Origin of the sequence: Actinomadura rayongensis (assembly GCF_009831215.1) — a bacterium.
In the GTDB taxonomy this organism is placed as follows: Bacteria; Actinomycetota; Actinomycetes; order Streptosporangiales; family Streptosporangiaceae; genus Spirillospora; species Spirillospora rayongensis.
The window spans coordinates 12,366-27,534 of sequence record NZ_WUTW01000008.1 but is presented as its reverse complement, the minus strand read 5'-3'; the positions used below and the strand labels follow the sequence as shown (position 1 = coordinate 27,534).

The 15,169-nt window shown below is 75.1% G+C and carries 13 protein-coding genes; 2 read left to right on the top strand and 11 right to left on the bottom strand.

What is annotated here, in order from left to right; translation table 11 throughout:
* Positions 1-149: 149 nt before the first annotated feature.
* The gene (locus tag GQ466_RS26560; protein WP_237418415.1) at positions 150-911 is read left to right on the top strand and encodes an RlpA-like double-psi beta-barrel domain-containing protein; all 762 of its coding nucleotides are present in this window, start codon (positions 150-152) and stop codon (positions 909-911) included.
* On the opposite strand, the gene GQ466_RS26555 is transcribed toward GQ466_RS26560, so the two are convergent.
* Genes GQ466_RS26555 through GQ466_RS26540 form a run of 4 tightly spaced genes read right to left on the bottom strand, consistent with a single transcriptional unit; the run spans position 908 to position 5,250 of the window.
* Complete coding sequence (locus tag GQ466_RS26555; protein ID WP_161105786.1) at positions 908-2,515, bottom strand: adenylate/guanylate cyclase domain-containing protein; 1,608 nt, start codon at positions 2,513-2,515, stop codon at positions 908-910. The genes GQ466_RS26560 and GQ466_RS26555 overlap by 4 nt on opposite strands.
* A 49-nt stretch (positions 2,516-2,564) precedes the next feature.
* Positions 2,565-3,956 (bottom strand): VWA domain-containing protein, encoded by a 1,392-nt coding sequence (locus tag GQ466_RS26550; protein ID WP_161105785.1) that lies wholly within the window; start codon positions 3,954-3,956, stop codon positions 2,565-2,567.
* Between the two features lie 2 nt (positions 3,957-3,958).
* Entirely contained in the window at positions 3,959-4,831 is an 873-nt protein-coding gene (locus GQ466_RS26545) for an AAA family ATPase (RefSeq protein ID WP_161105784.1), read from the bottom strand.
* Entirely contained in the window at positions 4,828-5,250 is a 423-nt protein-coding gene (locus GQ466_RS26540; protein WP_237418414.1) for a hypothetical protein, read from the bottom strand. The genes GQ466_RS26545 and GQ466_RS26540 overlap by 4 nt, the downstream gene beginning before the upstream one ends.
* A 157-nt stretch (positions 5,251-5,407) precedes the next feature.
* On the opposite strand from GQ466_RS26540, the gene GQ466_RS26535 reads away from it, so the two are divergent.
* Positions 5,408-5,707, top strand: coding sequence for a hypothetical protein (locus GQ466_RS26535; RefSeq protein ID WP_161105783.1), 300 nt, complete (start codon positions 5,408-5,410; stop codon positions 5,705-5,707).
* Here GQ466_RS26535 and GQ466_RS26530 read toward each other — a convergent pair whose 3' ends face one another.
* The 7 genes from GQ466_RS26530 to steA all read right to left on the bottom strand — a co-directional run bounded on the left by GQ466_RS26530 (position 5,708) and on the right by steA (position 15,137).
* Positions 5,708-7,906 (bottom strand): acyl-CoA dehydrogenase family protein, encoded by a 2,199-nt coding sequence (locus tag GQ466_RS26530; protein ID WP_161105782.1) that lies wholly within the window; start codon positions 7,904-7,906, stop codon positions 5,708-5,710.
* A gap of 75 nt (positions 7,907-7,981) precedes the next feature.
* A complete protein-coding gene (locus tag GQ466_RS26525; protein ID WP_161105781.1) occupies positions 7,982-8,968 on the bottom strand; it encodes a TerC/Alx family metal homeostasis membrane protein in 987 nt (328 codons plus the stop codon).
* Between the two features lie 186 nt (positions 8,969-9,154).
* On the bottom strand, positions 9,155-10,360 hold the full coding sequence (locus GQ466_RS26520; RefSeq protein ID WP_202421171.1) for a glycosyltransferase family 4 protein: 1,206 nt from the start codon (positions 10,358-10,360) through the stop codon (positions 9,155-9,157).
* Positions 10,350-11,966 carry a lipid II flippase MurJ gene (murJ, locus tag GQ466_RS26515; RefSeq protein WP_161105780.1) on the bottom strand — a complete coding sequence of 539 codons (1,617 nt, stop codon included), beginning with the start codon at positions 11,964-11,966 and terminating at the stop codon, positions 10,350-10,352. Before murJ ends, GQ466_RS26520 begins: the two co-directional genes overlap by 11 nt.
* 48 nt (positions 11,967-12,014) lie before the next feature.
* Complete coding sequence (locus GQ466_RS26510) at positions 12,015-12,941, bottom strand: hypothetical protein (protein ID WP_161105779.1); 927 nt, start codon at positions 12,939-12,941, stop codon at positions 12,015-12,017.
* A 7-nt stretch (positions 12,942-12,948) separates the two neighbouring features.
* A complete protein-coding gene (locus GQ466_RS26505) occupies positions 12,949-13,905 on the bottom strand; it encodes a copper transporter (protein WP_161105778.1) in 957 nt (318 codons plus the stop codon).
* A complete protein-coding gene (gene steA / locus GQ466_RS26500; protein ID WP_202421170.1) occupies positions 13,902-15,137 on the bottom strand; it encodes a putative cytokinetic ring protein SteA in 1,236 nt (411 codons plus the stop codon). The genes GQ466_RS26505 and steA overlap by 4 nt, the downstream gene beginning before the upstream one ends.
* Between the last annotated feature and the right edge of the window lie 32 nt (positions 15,138-15,169).

Genomic DNA, 15,169 nt, shown 5'->3' with positions numbered 1-15,169 from the left:
GGGAAAAGACCTGGTCAAACCCCATTTTGCGGTGGCCGAACGCCGACCGGAACGGACAGATTCGTGTAGCTCCGGGCAGACGCGCGGGCGGCGCGCGGCATAGGGTCGCGGGCGGCGTGCGTCCGGCACGTCCGGAAGGCGGGGGTTCCATGCGGATGCGGGGTCCGGGCGCGGCCGTCGGCGGCCTCGCCCTGCTGGGCGCGCTCGCAGGCTGCGGCGCCCGGTCGGACGCGGCCGTGCAGGAGGCCGCGCCGCCGCCCGTCGCCGCCGCGCCGTCGCCGTCCGCCTCCCCCGCCTCGCCCGCGCCGTCCGTGTCGTCCGCGTCGCCCGAGAGCGCGCCGGACGGGAGGCCCGGCAAGCCGCTGGGCAAGCCGGGGAGCTGGAAGATCACCACGTACTACACGGCGGTGGAGTCGCTGCACCACGGCAAGCCGAAGGCCGTCAAAGGCTGCCCGGAGCTGCACTGCTCGCACGGACGGACGCCGCTCGGCTCCTACCCAGAGGACTTCCTCGCGGTCGTGCAGATGGAGGGCGCCGGGCGCCTCACGTCCGGCCCGAACAAGGGCCGCTACCTCAACTGGTCGCACAGCGTCGGCTGGTGGCTGGACGACTCCACGCGCGACTCGGGGGCGCACCCGCTCGTCGCGTGGCGGACGGCGGCGGCCGACCGGTCCGTCCTCGCGCGCGGGCAGCGGTTCCTGGTCACCGACTGCGGCCGGGACGACGCGGGCAGGGCCGTCCCGGCGGACGTCTGCGCGGCGTTCCGGCGGGCGACCTTCACCGTCACGGACCTGTTCCGTCCCGGCTACGGCGGCCAGCACCACGCGGACGTGTACGTCGGCGAGGAGACCGGCCCCGGCTTCGCCGCGTTCGCGACGACGCTGACCGGCGCGTCGCTCGCCGCCGGCTAGCGTCCGGCCGCGTCCGCCGTCTCCGCCTCGGCGGCGGGCTCGGGCACCGGGGCGGCGAGCCGGGTGGGCTCGGTCCGGCCGCGCAGCACGACCTCCTCGCCGAGTTCCCAGTGCGCGGCCTCGGGATCGCCCGCCGCCGCGACGACCGAACCGGCCGCCAGCACGAGCGCGGGCGTCGACTTGGCGAGGTCGGTGAGCCGCGCGGCCTCGTTCACCGGGTCGCCGATGACGGTGTACTCGAACCGCTCCTCGGCGCCGATGTGCCCGGCGACGGCCTCGCCCGCCGACACCCCGACGGCCGCCGACACGCCCGTCACCTCGGCGCGCAGCCGGGCGGCCAGCTCGCGGCCCGCCGCGAGGGCGCGGGCGGGCGCGCCGTCCAGGTCCAGCGGAGCGCCGAAGATCGCCAGCGCCGCGTCGCCCTCGAACTTGTTGATCCAGCCGCCGTGCCGTCCGACGACCTCGACGACCACGCCGAAGAACGCGTTGAGCAGCGCGACGACCTCGCTCGGCGGCCGGTCGGCGGCCAGCCGCGTCGAGCCGATGATGTCCACGAACAGCACCGCGACCCGGCGCGTCTCGCCGCCGAGGTCGATGCCGCGTTCGAGCGCGACGCGGGCGACGTCCGGGCCGACCTGCCGTCCGAACAGGTCTTGCAGGCGTTCGTGCTCGCGCAGGCCCGCCGCCATGTGGTTGAACCCGGCCTGCAACAGGCCGACCTCGCTGGCGTCGTAGACGGGCACCTCCACGTCCAGGTCGCCGCGTTCGATGCGCGCGAGCCCGAACCGCACCGACTCCACCGGGTCGGCGATGGCGTGCGCGGCGCCGTAGGTGACGGCGAACCCGACGACGAGCGCCGTCCCGCCGAGGACGAGGGCGGCCACGGCGAAGTCCCGCAGCGTCACCCGCGCGAAGACGAGCGAGCCGACGGCGAGCGCGACGAGCCCGAGGATCGGCACCGCCGTCCCGAGCGCCCACGCCAGCACCGACCGGGCCACCACGCCCGGCAGCCCGGTCCGCGCCGGGGTCCCCGAGCGCAGCGCGGCCGTGACGGCGCGGCGCAGCAGCCGCTCGGTGAGCAGGTAGACGATCGTGCAGGTCGTGAGCCCGCCGAGCAGGCTCGTCAGGCCGAGCTTGGCGGCCAGCAGCGGCGAGAAGACGGCGTTGATCACGACCCAGCCGACCGAGCCGATGCCCCACAGCATCAGGTGGACGGCCATCATCCGCAGCGGCGCGTACAGCAGCGCGGACCGCTCGCCGGGCCGCGCGCCCTCGTCCCGCTCCACGATCCGCCGGACGCCCCGGAACACCCGCGCGCCGAGCACCAGCCCGACCGGCACCGCCAGCGTGACGTAGACGGTGAACAGCCAGACGTTGATCGTCTCCAGCCGGCCCGGGATGTCGCCGTCGGGGTTCGGCACGACGAGCGTGAACAGGAAGACGACCAGCGCGCCGCCGAGGTTGGCCAGGCCCGTGGCGATCGTGACCAGGCGCCGGGCGCGGCGGACGATCACCGTCCGCGAGTCGCCGGGACGTCCGTCGATGAGCCGCCAGAGCACCACGAACGGCGTCCGGCGCGCGCGGGGCGCCCTGTCGAACTCCATGAGCGAGCAGAGTAGTAGGTCGAAACGGATGTTCCACACATCACACCCGTTACGCCAGCTCCTCGATGAACGCCGTGAGCTGGTCGAGGTTGCGGCACTCGACCATCGGCACGATCGCGCCGTAGCGGGACGCCGCCGAGTCCCCGGTGTCCCACAGGCCGCGCGGCTCGGGGTTCAGCCAGTACGCGTGCCGCGCCCGGCCCGCCATCGCCTCCAGGACCGGCAGGGACAGCTCGCCATAGTTGGAGCGGGCGTCGCCGAGGACGAGCAGGGACGTCCGGGGCCCGATCGCGTCGGCGTACCGCTCCTCGAACACCTTGATCGCGTGCCCGTAGTTGCTGCGGCCGGTGATCCAGACGAGGTCGGCCTCGCGCGCCATCCGGGTCATCGCGGCGGCGACGTCCGCGCCCGGCGCGAAGAACCTGGTGATCTCGTCGGTGGTGTCGATGAACGCGAACGCCCGGACCCGGCTGAACTGCTCGCGCAGCGCGAACGTCAGCAGCAGCGTGAAGTGCGCGAACGCCGACACCGAGTCGCTGGCGTCGCAGAGGATCACGAGGTCGGGCCGGTGCGGGCGGCGCGGCCGGTGCCGGGTGGTGAGCGGCACTCCCCCGCTGGCCAGCGACGCCCGGACGGTCCGGCGGAAGTCCAGCCGCCCCCGGTCGCCCGCCCGATTGCGCTGCGCGAGCCGGGTCGCGAGGCGCCGCGCGAGCGGGTGGACCTCGCGGCGGAGCCGGTCCAGCTCGGCGCGGCTCGCGCGGCCGAAGTCCAGCCGTTCCAGCGGCGGGCGGACCGCGAGCCGGGCCGTCCGCTCGACGCCGGTGTCCTCGGCGATGCGGCGGCGGACCTCGCCCGCCACCAGCCGCTCGAACCGGGCGATCCGGTCGCGGAAGGTGCGGCGCGCGACCCGCTCGGCGAGCCCGCCCCGGTCCCGTCCGGTGAGGACGGCGTTCAGGAGCCCCGCCATCAGCGTGTCCGGGGACAGGGCGCGCAGCACGCCCGAGGAGAACCACGACTCCTGGCCGGGCGTCCGGCCGTAGGACGCGACGGCGTCGCGCGCGAACGCCCGCAGCGCCGCGTCGTCGCCGTCCAGCAGCACGTCGGCCAGCTCGCGGCGGCGCGCCTGCACGCCGGGGTCCAGCGCGGCGGGGATCGGGCGGCCCTCGCCGTCCAGGCGCCGTCCCGGACGGCCCGGGACGTGCCCCGCGCCGTCGCCGAGCGCCGCCGGGAACCACAGGTCGAACAGCGTGTCGAACAGCTCGCGGTGCGCGGACCGCTTCACGAGCGTCGCGGCGTACGCGGCGCGCAAGGACTCGCGGTCCATCAGGTCCAGGAGCTTCAGAGCGCGGACGGCGTCCAGCCCCTCGGCCGTCGACACCGGCAGGCCCGCCTCGCGCAGCGCCGCGACGAAGTCCGCGTGCCGGCCGACCAGGGACGCCACGGTCAGCCCCGCAGGCCCAGCTCCGCCGCCGCGCGCTCCTGGTCGGAGACGTGCTTGAGCACGACGCCGAGGGTGCGGGCGACGGCGGCCTCGTCCAGGTCGTCCACGCCGAGGGCCAGCAGGGTGCGCGCCCAGTCGATCGTCTCGGCGATGGACGGCGCCTTCTTCAGCTCCAGGTCGCGCAGCGCCGCGACCGTCCGGACGAGCTGCTCGGCGAGCGACGCCTCGATGCCCGGCACCCGCGCCAGCACGATGGCGCGCTCCCGCTCGGCGGCCGGGTAGTCCAGGTACAGGTAGAGGCACCGCCGCTTCAGCGCCTCCGACAGCTCCCGCGCGGCGTTGGAGGTGATGACGACGAACGGGCGGCGCACGGCGGTGATCGTCCCGAGTTCGGGGATCGTCACCTGGTAGTCCGACAGGACCTCCAGCAGCAGGCCCTCCACCTCGACGTCGGCCTTGTCGGCCTCGTCGATGAGCAGGACCGTCGGGTCCGCGCGGCGGATCGCCGCCAGCAGCGGGCGCTCCAGCAGGAAGTCGGCGGAGAAGATGTCGTCGTGCGTCTCCTGCCAGGCGCGGTCGGACGGGGCGGCCTGGATCGCGAGGAGCTGCTTCTTGTAGTTGAACTCGTACAGGGCGCGGGCCTCGTCCAGTCCCTCGTAGCACTGGAGCCGCAGCAGCCCGGCGCCCGTCGCCGCCGCGACCGCCTTGGCCAGCTCGGTCTTGCCGGTGCCCGCCGGACCCTCGACCAGGAGCGGCTTGCCGAGCGCCTGGGCGAGGAACACGGTCGTGGTGACGGGCTCGTCCGCGAGGTACCCGGCGGCGGCGAGCCGCGCGGCGACGTCGTCCGGCGAGGTGAACGCGGCCGGCGCGGTCATTTCCGCTTCGCCTTGCTGTACGTCTGATTCGTCCCCGCGAACACGAGCCTCCCCTTGGCGTCGATCGTCGCACCCCAGTACGACCCGGACTGCGGATCCTTGCCCTGCCAGGAGAAACGGTACTTGTTCTTCCCGTCTGGGATGGCCTGTCCGGTCCAGAGCGTCTGACCGCCCTGCTTCCAGACGCCCGACCCGTCGGCCTTGAACTCGAAGTAGTCCTTGCGCTCGCCGATCCAGCGGCCCACGAGCACCCGGACGTCCGCGGCCTTCACCGCCGGGACCGGCGCCAGCGTGGGCGTCGGCGCGGTCGAGGCGGCGCCGGACGACCCGTGGCCGGAACCGCCGCACGCCGTGAGGGCGAGCGCCGCGGCGAGAGCGGTCGCGGCGAGGGAGCTGACGGAACGAGCCCGCAGGCGCATGGGGACCTCCTGAGCGGGGAGAAAGAGGTGACTTATCGACGGGTTACCGTATCCGACGGGACACACCCTGTACCCCGAACTCCCTCCCTGGTAGCACGCCGGAGTTCGGCCCCGGGGGTGACGCGGCCCGACGCCGCCGCCCGGTTGGATCGGACGCATGACGACCGCACGCCTCCCCCACGACGAGCTGGCCGCGGCGATGGCCGCCCGGCGCGAACTCGGCCCCGACTACGACGCCGCGTTCGCGCAGGCCATCGCCGACCGCGTCGAGGAGCTGGTGGCCGCCCGGCGCGCGCCCGCCCGCCTGCTGGACTCCGGCTTCGTGCTGGCGGTCCTGTCGCTGGCGGCGGCGATCCCGCTGAGCGCGATCGCCGCCGTCCAGGCGGGGCTTGCAGGGCTGGCCGTGGTGTGGACGGGCGTCGTGCTGTTCAACGCCGTCCACGCGCGTCGGCCCTGATCACTTCCCCGGCTCGGGGTCGCGCGGCAGCCCGAGCAGCCGCTCGCCGATGATGTTGAGCTGCACCTCGGTGGTGCCGCCGTAGATCGTCATCGCGCGGCTGAACAGCATCGCCCGGCCGACGATCCCGCTCTCGGCCATCGGGACCTCGGTCGCCGCCGCGTCGCCCTGCGCGGCCCAGCAGAAGTCGGCGACGTCCTGGTTGAACTGGACGCCCAGCAGCTTGCGCACGCTCGCCTCCGCGCCCGGCTCGACGCCGTTGAGCTGCTTGAGCGTGGTGCGCAGCGACAGCAGGTCGATCGAGTGCCCCTGCGCGACGAGCCTGCCCACCTCGGTGACGGTGGCGGCGTCGGGCGTCCGCTCGGCGAAGAACGCGAGCAGTTCGTCGACGCCCATCCCGAGGCCGCCGCTGCCCGTGGACAGCGACACCCGCTCGTTGGACAGGGTGTTGCGCGCGACCTGCCAGCCCTTGCCGACCTCGCCGACCACGCGGTCGTCGGGGACGAACACGCCGTCCAGGAACACCTCGTTGAAGATCGCCTCGCCGGTCAGCTCCTTGAGCGGCCGGACGTCGACGCCCTCGGACTTCATGTCCACGAGGAAGTACGTGATCCCGTCGTGCTTGGGCCCGGACGCGTCGGTGCGGGCGATGCAGAAGCCCCACTGCGCGAACTGCGCGAGCGACGTCCAGATCTTCTGCCCGGTCAGCCTCCAGCCGCCCTCGACCCGCTCGGCCCGCATCGACAGCGACGCGAGGTCCGACCCGGCGCCCGGCTCGGAGAACAGCTGGCACCAGACCATCTGGCCGCGCAGCGTCGGCCGCAGGAACCGCTCCTGCTGCTCGGCGGTCCCGTACCGGACGAGCGACGGCACCAGCCACGCGCCGATCATCAGGCTCGGCGGCTTGACGCCCGCGCGCTTCAGCTCCTGCTGGATGACGATCTGCTCGACCGGCCCGGCGTCCCGGCCCCACGGCGCGGGGAAATGCGGGACGGTCCAGCCCTCGTCGCCCATCCGCGTGTTCAGCTCGCCCTTGTCCTCGATCGCGGCCAGCTCGGCGATCTCGGCGCGGACGCGCTCGCGCAGCGGCCGGGTGTCGTCGTCCAGCTCCAGCTCGACGGGCCGGCGCCCGCCCGCGAGGGCCCGCTCCCCGACCGTGCGCGCCCAGGCGCCCGGCGCGCCGAGCAGCGCCCGCAGCGTCAGCGTCCGGCGCAGGTAGAGGTGGGCGTCGTGCTCCCAGGTGAACCCGATGCCGCCGAGGATCTGGATGGCGTCGCGCGCGGTGCGGACCCCGGCGTCGACCGCGACGACGGCGGACACGGCCGCCGCGAAGCCCGCCTCGGGGACGTCCTCGTCCAGCGCGCGGGCCGCGTCCCAGGCGACGGCGCGGGCCTGCTCGGCGGCGATGAGCATCCGGGCGGCCTTGTGCTTGACGCCCTGGAACTGCCCGATCGGGCGGCCGAACTGCTCGCGGACCTTGGCGTACTCGGCGGCGGTCGTGACGAGCCAGTCCGCCGCGCCCGCCGCCTCCGCGCCGAACAGCGCGGCGGCGAGGTCCCGGACGGCGGCGGTGGTGAGGCCGTCCAGCACCCGGTCGGCGGGGACGTCGACGCCGGACGCCTCGACCCTCGCGACCCGCCGGACGCGGTCCAGGCTCTCCACGGCCGTGATCGTCGTGTCGGCGGCGTCCACGACGACCCACGCGGTCTCGGCGCCGATCGCGACCGGGAGCACGAGCAGGTCGGCCAGGGACGCGCCGAGGACGGTGTCGGCCGCGCCGTCCACCACGACCGTCCCGCCGTCGCGGCGGCCGGTGAACGACCCGGTCAGCGCGACGGCGGCGGTGCGGGACCCGTCGGCGAGGGCGGGCAGCAGCGCGTCCCGCGCCTTGGCGTTCCCGGCGGCCCGCACGGCCGCGCTCGCGAGGACCGTCGGCAGGAACGGGCCGGGCGCGGCGGCGCGGCCCAGCTCCTCCACCGCGACGGCGAGTTCCAGCAGCCCGAACCCCTGCCCGCCGTGCGCCTCGTCCAGGTGCAGTCCCAGCAGGCCCTGCTCGGCCAGGGCCGACCAGAAGGGCGGCCGGGTCTCGGCGTCGGCCTCCAGCGCGGCCCGGACGACCCCGGCGGGGATGTTGCGCTCGGCGAACCCGCGCACCGATGCGGCGAGGGCCTCATGCTCTTCCGTCAGCCCGATGGCCATGCGTCACCTTCTCTCGACCTGTTCGACGGGGATTCTAGAACAGCATTCGGGCCGCGTCTCTAGGTGATCTGGGTCTCACTCCGTCCGGTCGCGCTCTGCCGGGACGCGCTCGGTCGCGTCGGCGGTGCGCCGCCGGCCGACCGTGAGGCTCGCGACCGTCGTCGCCGCCAGTGTTCCCCCGATGACGGCCAGCGAAAGCCAGATCGGCACGTCGGGCGCCCAGGCGACGCCGTACTCGTGCAGCGCGTGCAGCACGAGCTTCACGCCGATGAAGCCGAGGATGAACGCCAGCCCGCGGCCGAGGTACACCAGCCGGTCCAGCAGGCCGCCGAGCAGGAAGAACAGCTGCACCAGGCCCATCAGCGCGAACGCGTTGGCGGTGAACACCAGGTACGGCTCGGTGGTGAGGCCGAAGATCGCCGGGATCGAGTCCAGGGCGAACAGGACGTCGGTGGAGCCTATGGCGAGCACGACGATGAACAGCGGCGTGACCATCCGCTTGCCGTTGCGCCGGGTGAACAGCCGTCCGCCCTCGAACTCATCGGTCGTCGGCAGGATCTTCCGGGCGCGCTTGAGCAGGCGGTTCTCGGTGAACTCGTCGTCGTCCCCGCCGCGGACGAGGCCGATCGCCGTCCAGAGCAGGAACCCGCCGAAGACGAAGAACGCCCAGGTGAACGCCGACAGGGCCGCCGCGCCGACCGCGATGAACGCGCCCCGCAGCACGAGCGCGATGACGATGCCCGCCATCAGCGCGGTGTGCTGCGACGCCTTCGGCACGGCGAACCGCGTCAGGATCACCATGAACACGAAGAGGTTGTCGACGCTGAGACTCTTCTCGGTGACGAAGCCGCCGAAGAACTGCGCGGCGTGCTCGCCGCCGGAGAACGCCCAGACGCCGGCGCCGAACGCGACCGCGAGACCGAGGTAGACCGCCGACCAGAACGCGGCGCGGCGGGTGGTGAACTCCTTGCCGTCGGCGCGGTGGACGAGCAGCAGATCGGCGAGGATGACGGCGAGGATCCCGGCGAGCGTCAGGATCCAGACCCAGGGTGCGACGTGCACGAACGTACCTCCGACTGGGAACGTCGGAGGTCTCTCCCGCCCGTGGGGCCGGACCGGCGGCCCCGGGCCGGCATGGGCCGACCGTAGTGACGGAACCGTCGCGCAGGGATACTCCCCTCCACTACCTCCTTCAACGCGCGGGGTCGCGTGCCGGTTCCGGGTTGCCCCTACTTTTCTGGAACGGTCTCAGCGGAGCGCGCGGTAGAGGACGGCGAGCTGTTCCACCGCGTCCGCCTCCGAGGGGAGGGCCGCCGCGCGCAGCGCCCCGGCCGTCCCGAGCCGGACGGCCAGCGCCGCGTCGTCCAAGACCCGGTTCACGGCCCGTTCCAGCGCCGCCGCGTCGCCCGGCGGGACGAGCAGCGCCGCGTCGCTCTCCGGCCCCTGCAGCGGCGATCCGGCGGCCGGGCCGCGCGCGGACGCCCCGACCATCGCCGGGATCCCGCCCACGCGGGTGGCGACCAGCGGCCGGCCCGCCCGCATGATCTCCTGGACGATCAGCGGCTGCCCCTCCCAGACGCTCGGCACCACCGCGACGTCGGCGGCGGCGAGCAGGTCCGGGACGTCCGAGCGGCGGCCGAGCAGCCGCACCGGCAGGTCCTCGGCGGCGATCCGGGCGGCGAGATGTTCCTCCAGCGGCCCGTCCCCGGCGATGGCGACCAGCGGCGCCGGGTCGCGGCGCGCCCAGCCCGCCGCCGCGTCCAGCAGCGTCGGCAGGCCCTTCTGCTCGGCGAGCCGTCCGACCGCGAGGATCAGCGGCCGGTCGCCGACGCCGAGCCGGGCGCGGACGTCGGCGCGGACGGCCGGTCCCGGGCTGGAGCGCGGCGGCGGCGCGGGCACGAACGCCGCCTCGACGCGCCGCGCCCCGAGCGACCGCATCCGCTCCTCCAGGTCCGGGGAGACGCCGAGCACCGCGTCCGCGCCGTGGGCGACGATGCGCTCCAGCAGCCCGTACACGGCGGCGGTGCGCCCGCCCGCGAGGACGGCGTTGTGCAGGGTGACGGCGAGCGGCGTGCGGCCCCGGCCGATCCGCAGCGGCCCGACGGCGGGCCGGACGCCCGCCGCGACGGCCAGCGCCCCCGCCCGCAGGCCGTGCGCGTGGACGACGTCGGCGTTCCGCAGCAGCCGCCGCAGCCGCGCCACGGCGCGCGCGTCCCGGGCCGGGCGCGGCCGGTCGGCGAGGTCCACGGCCGCGAACCGCGCCCCGGCCTCGGTGAACGCGAACAGCTCCTCGGTCGCGGCCGGGCCGCAGACGAGCACGCGGGCGCCGCGCGCCGTGAGCCCGGCCGCGACCGACCGGACGTGCCGCCCCACTCCCCCGCCGCTGGTGCCGAGGACGAGCGCGACGCGCAGCCCGTCCAGATCGCGTTCCACGGGCTTCTCGTCAGGGCGCATCGCGTGCGAACCTCCGGCTGAGGACGGCGCGGAGGTCCCGCCCGTCGATCACGAACGTCACCGCCAGGAACACCGTCCCGGCGGCCAGTGCGGCCAGCGCGCCCACCGCGACGTCGCGGACCTGCCCGCCGGTGCCGAGCAGCGCCGCGAGCCCGTACCCGGCGCCCGCGCCCGCAACCGCCCCGGCCGCCGACGCGGCCAGCGCGCGCGGGACGCCGTGCAGCGCGGCGCGGCCCCGGGCGCGGGCGAGGACGCCGAGCAGCAGCGCGCCCGCCGCCGTCATCCCGGCCGCGTTGCCGAGGCCGAGCGCGGCGACGACCCAGTGGGGGTCCACGAGCAGGACGAGCACGACGTCGGCGACCATCACGACCGCCCAGCCCGCGACGACGGCGACGGCGCCCGCGCGTCCCCGGCGGCACGCGTACAGGACGCGCCCGAGATGCGCGACCAGCCCGTAGCCCAGCAGGCCGGGCGCGAACGCGAGCACGGCGCGGGCCAGCACCTCCTGCTGGTCGGCCCGGCCCGGGTTGAACACCGCCGCCGCCGGGACGGCCACCGCCGCGAGCACCGCCGCCCCCGCGCACGACACGAGCAGCACGGCGCGGGTCGTGGACGCGGTGATCCGGTCGAACGCCGCCGCGTCGTCCGGCCCGGTCCGCGCCGACAGCAGCGGGAACGCGCTGGTCGCGATCGGCACGGCGAGGATCGCCCACGGCAGCAGGTAGATCGACCAGGCGTACTGGTAGTTGGCGAGCGCGCCGCCCGTCCCCCGGTAGCTGAGCCGGACGACCAGCAGCGCCGACACCTGCTGCGCGACGACCGTCGCGAGGCCCGCGACCGCGAGCCGCCGCACCCGCCGCGCGACGCCGGGCGGGAACCGCAGCGTCGGCCGCAGCCCGAGCCGCAGCCGCCACGCGGCGATCCCGGCGGTGGCGGCCATCGCGACGCCGCCGAGGGCCGTCCCGACCGACAGCGTCAGCTCGGCGCGCGGCGGCAGGTGCGCGAGGTCGTTCTCGAAGCCCCGGCCGAGCGGCGCGTACACCAGGTAGGCGCCGATCACGACGAGGCTGGACATCAGCGGCGCGAGCGCGGGCGCGGCGAACCGCCGGTGCGACTGCAGCACCCCGTACAGCACGACCGCCAGCCCGTACATGATCATCTGGGGGGCGAGGATGGCCAGCATGTCCCCGCCGACGCCGACGATGTCGTGCCGCGAGCAGCCGATGAGGTCCGGCCCGACCAGCAGCTCCATGACCGGCCGCGCCAGCAGCGCCATCGCCGCCGACAGCGGCACCATCAGCACGACGACCCAGGTCAGCAGCGCCGACGCGATCCGCCGGACCTCGTCGCGGTCGCCGCGCTCGGCGGGCGCCGCCAGCACCGGCACGACCATGCTCGCCAGCGCCCCGCCCGCGACGATCTCGTAGACGATGCTCGGGATCTGCGTCGAGGTGAAGTACGCCTGGCTGAGGCAGGACGTCGTGACGGTCTGGGAGAACACGTACGTCCGGCCGAACCCGGCGAGCCGCGACAGCACCGTGATGACGCCGATGAGGACGGCCGCGCCCGCCAGGCCGCCGGTCAGGCGGCGCGCAGATGGGCTCACGGAAGGGCGCTCACGGGGATCGGGCTCACCGGGACTCGGGACGGACGGTCAGGACGCGGCGGGCGCGGTCGTCCCCGACGCGGCGGGCACCGGATCGGGTGCCGCGACCGGACGGCGGCCCAGCATGTCGAGCCTGTGCAGCACCGGCGTCCGCGCGATGACCTTGGTGAAGCTGACGAACTCGCTGGCGGCGTTGAGCCCCGCGACGCCGGCGAACACCGCGAGGCGCGGCCCGCGTCCGAGCCGGGTGGCGGCCAGGCCGAGCAGCGCGCCGAGCGCGTTCGCGCCGGTGTCGCCGAGCATGGCCCGCTCGCCGAGGTCGGCGGGCAGCAGCGCGGCGGCGGCGCCGAGCGGCGCGGCGGTGACGGCGCCGCCCGCCGTGAACGCCAGCGGCGCCCCGGTGAGCAGCCCGACCTTGATCGCGCGGCCGGGCCGCAGGTCGAACAGGTTCATCAGGTTGGCACTGCCCGCGATGAGCGCGCCGTTCAGCACCGTGTCGAACAGCCGTCCGCCCCGGGACGGCGCGGGCGACCCGGCGACGGCGGCGGCGGCCAGCCCGGCGACCCCGATCCCGAGGATCTTCACCGCGCCGGTGGTGACCTCGCCGCGCGCCAGCGCGCCGAGGTGGCCCTTGAAGCCGCGCGACGCGCCCGACCCGAACAGGTCGTCGTAGCCGCCGAGCGCGCCGGGGACCGTCCCGGCCAGCAGCGCCGCCGCGCGCAGCCGCGGCGGCAGGCCGGGCAGCAGCAGCCCGGCGGACGCGGCGCCCGCGACGAACGCGGGGCCCTCCAGCAGCGTCACGGGCTCGCCGCGGTGGTTGGTGCGGCCCCACAGCTCGTCCCCGGCCACGCCGCCGAGGCCGGGCGTCCGCGCGGTCAGCGAGGCGTAGGCGGCGCGGGCGGCGGCGGCGCCGAGCGCCGCCCCCGCCAGCAGCCGGACGGTGCCGCGCACGCGGCCGTTCCTGCTCGCAGTCATCGGTGTGTCATCCGTTCTTTCCGGCGGCGGGCGCGGGGGACGGCAGGTATCCGCTCGCGTCCGAGCCCGTGCCGTACTGCCCCGACTTGCCGCTCAGCTCGTTCTGGAGGGCCAGGATCGTCACGACCTGGCCGGAGGCTGTGTCGGCCGTGTCCACGTCCGAGACGGTCTTGCGCAGGTCGGCGTCGCGGAGCGCCGTGATCAGGCCGCCCTCCTGCGCCGCCTGCTGCGGGCCGCCCACGACGGCGCCGCGTCCGGCGGCGTCCAGCGCTCCCGTCACCGACAGCAGCGCCTTGTTGGCGGCGTCGCCGCCGGTGTAGGTGTAGGGGGTGGACGGCGCGACCATGACGGCGAGTGTCGCATGCTGGGCGGGCTTCCCGCTGAGGGTCAGGTAACCCGCCTGCTGGAAGCGGGTGAGGATCGCGCTGCCGGACGCGTCCTCCCGCCCGATCTGCGCCGCGTTCCGCGTCACGAGCGCCGACGCGAGCACCGCCCCCGCCTTCTCGTAGGCGTCGGCGTCCCCGGCGAACGGCACCGCCGGCGGACGGAGCTGGGTGGCGAGCTGGTCGACGGTCGCGCCCTCGCGCGCGTCCAGGAACTTGGCCTGGATCGTCACGCGGCCGGTGACGGTCGCGCCCGCCGCCTTGGCCAGGTCGCCGATCTTCTCCAGCCCGTCGTTGCCCGCGCCGGGCGCCTCGACCAGCACGACCGACTGGCCCTTGAGGCGGCCCGCGACGATCTGCGCGCCGAGGCCGCGCGCGAACTGCTCCTCGCCGCGCGTCTGGGCGGCGAGACGGCTCTGCTCCTGCCGCAACGCCTCGTTGCGCTTGGCCGCGGTGTTGGCCTCCCGCTTCAGCCCGGCCGTCACCGAGTCCGACAGGGTGGTGGAGCCGAGGATGATCCCGAGGGCCAGCGCGAGGAAGATCGCGACGATGGAGACGAGGTGGTAGCGGAAGTCGATCACGAGAAGAGTCCGGTCAGCCAGAAGAGGAAGGCGTGCCAGCGGTCGGCCAGCAGGGGACGGATGACGTCGCCCGCGGGGGACATGAACACGGCGGTGGACATGGCGACGAACGCGCCGATGACGAGGAACAGCAGCTGCCAGGTGGAGATCCGGCTGCGGTAGAGCCTGCTGACGCCCTTGGCGTCCACGAGCTTGCTGCCGACCCGCAGCCGGGTGAGGAACGTGCTGGCCATGCCCGCGCGGCCCTTGTCGAGGAACTCGACCATGTTCGCGTGCGTGCCGACGGCGACGATGAGCGTGGCGCCCTTGTCGTCGGCGAGCAGCATCGCGATGTCCTCGCTGGTGGCGGTCGCCGGGAACGTCACCGCCTCCCGGCCGAGGTCGTGGACGCGCTTGAGGCCCGGCGCGCGCCCGTCCCGGTAGGCGTGGACGACGATCTCCGCGCCGCACGTCAGCGCGCCGTCCGACACCGAGTCCATGTCGCCGACGATCATGTCGGGGCGGTAGCCGGCCTCCAGCAGCGCGTCCGCGCCGCCGTCCACGCCGATCAGCACCGGCCGGTACTCGCGGATGTAGGGGCGCAGGGCGGCGATGTCCTCGCGGTAGTGGTAGCCGCGCACGACGATCAGCGCGTGCCGACCGCTGATCTTCGTTTTCACGTCCGGGACGCCGACGCCGTCGATGAGCAGGTCGCGCTCGCGCTTGACGTACTCCATCGTGTTCTCGACGAACGCCTCGAGCTGGTCGGCCAGGCCCGCCTTCGCCTCGGCCAGCGCCTCCTCGACGGTCGCGAGGGTCTGCTCGGTGCCGGTGGCGACGGTCTCGTCCCCGCGCCGGACCGCGCCGCCCTCCACGAGGACCTGGTCGCCCTCGCCGAGCGCCGTGAAGATCTCGGGGCCGACGCCGTCGACCAGCGTGATGCCCGCGTCCACGAGGATCTGCGGGCCGAGGTTCGGGTACCGGCCCGAGATGCTCGGCGCGACGTTCACCACCGCCGCGACCTGGCACGACACCAGCGCCTCCGCGCTGACCCGGTCGAGGTCGACGTGGTCGATGACGGCGACCTCGCCGGGCTGGAGCCGCTTGGTGAGGTTCTTGGTGCGCTTGTCCAGCCGGACGGTGCCGGTGACGCCGGGACCGTCGCTCCGCCCGCGTCCGAACGCGCGGACGCGCCGCGCCAGCGACGGCGCGAGGCGGATCCGCCGCTCCGCGGCCGGTGACGACTCGTTCATCGTTCCCTCATCCTGCCAGAGCGCGGGAACGC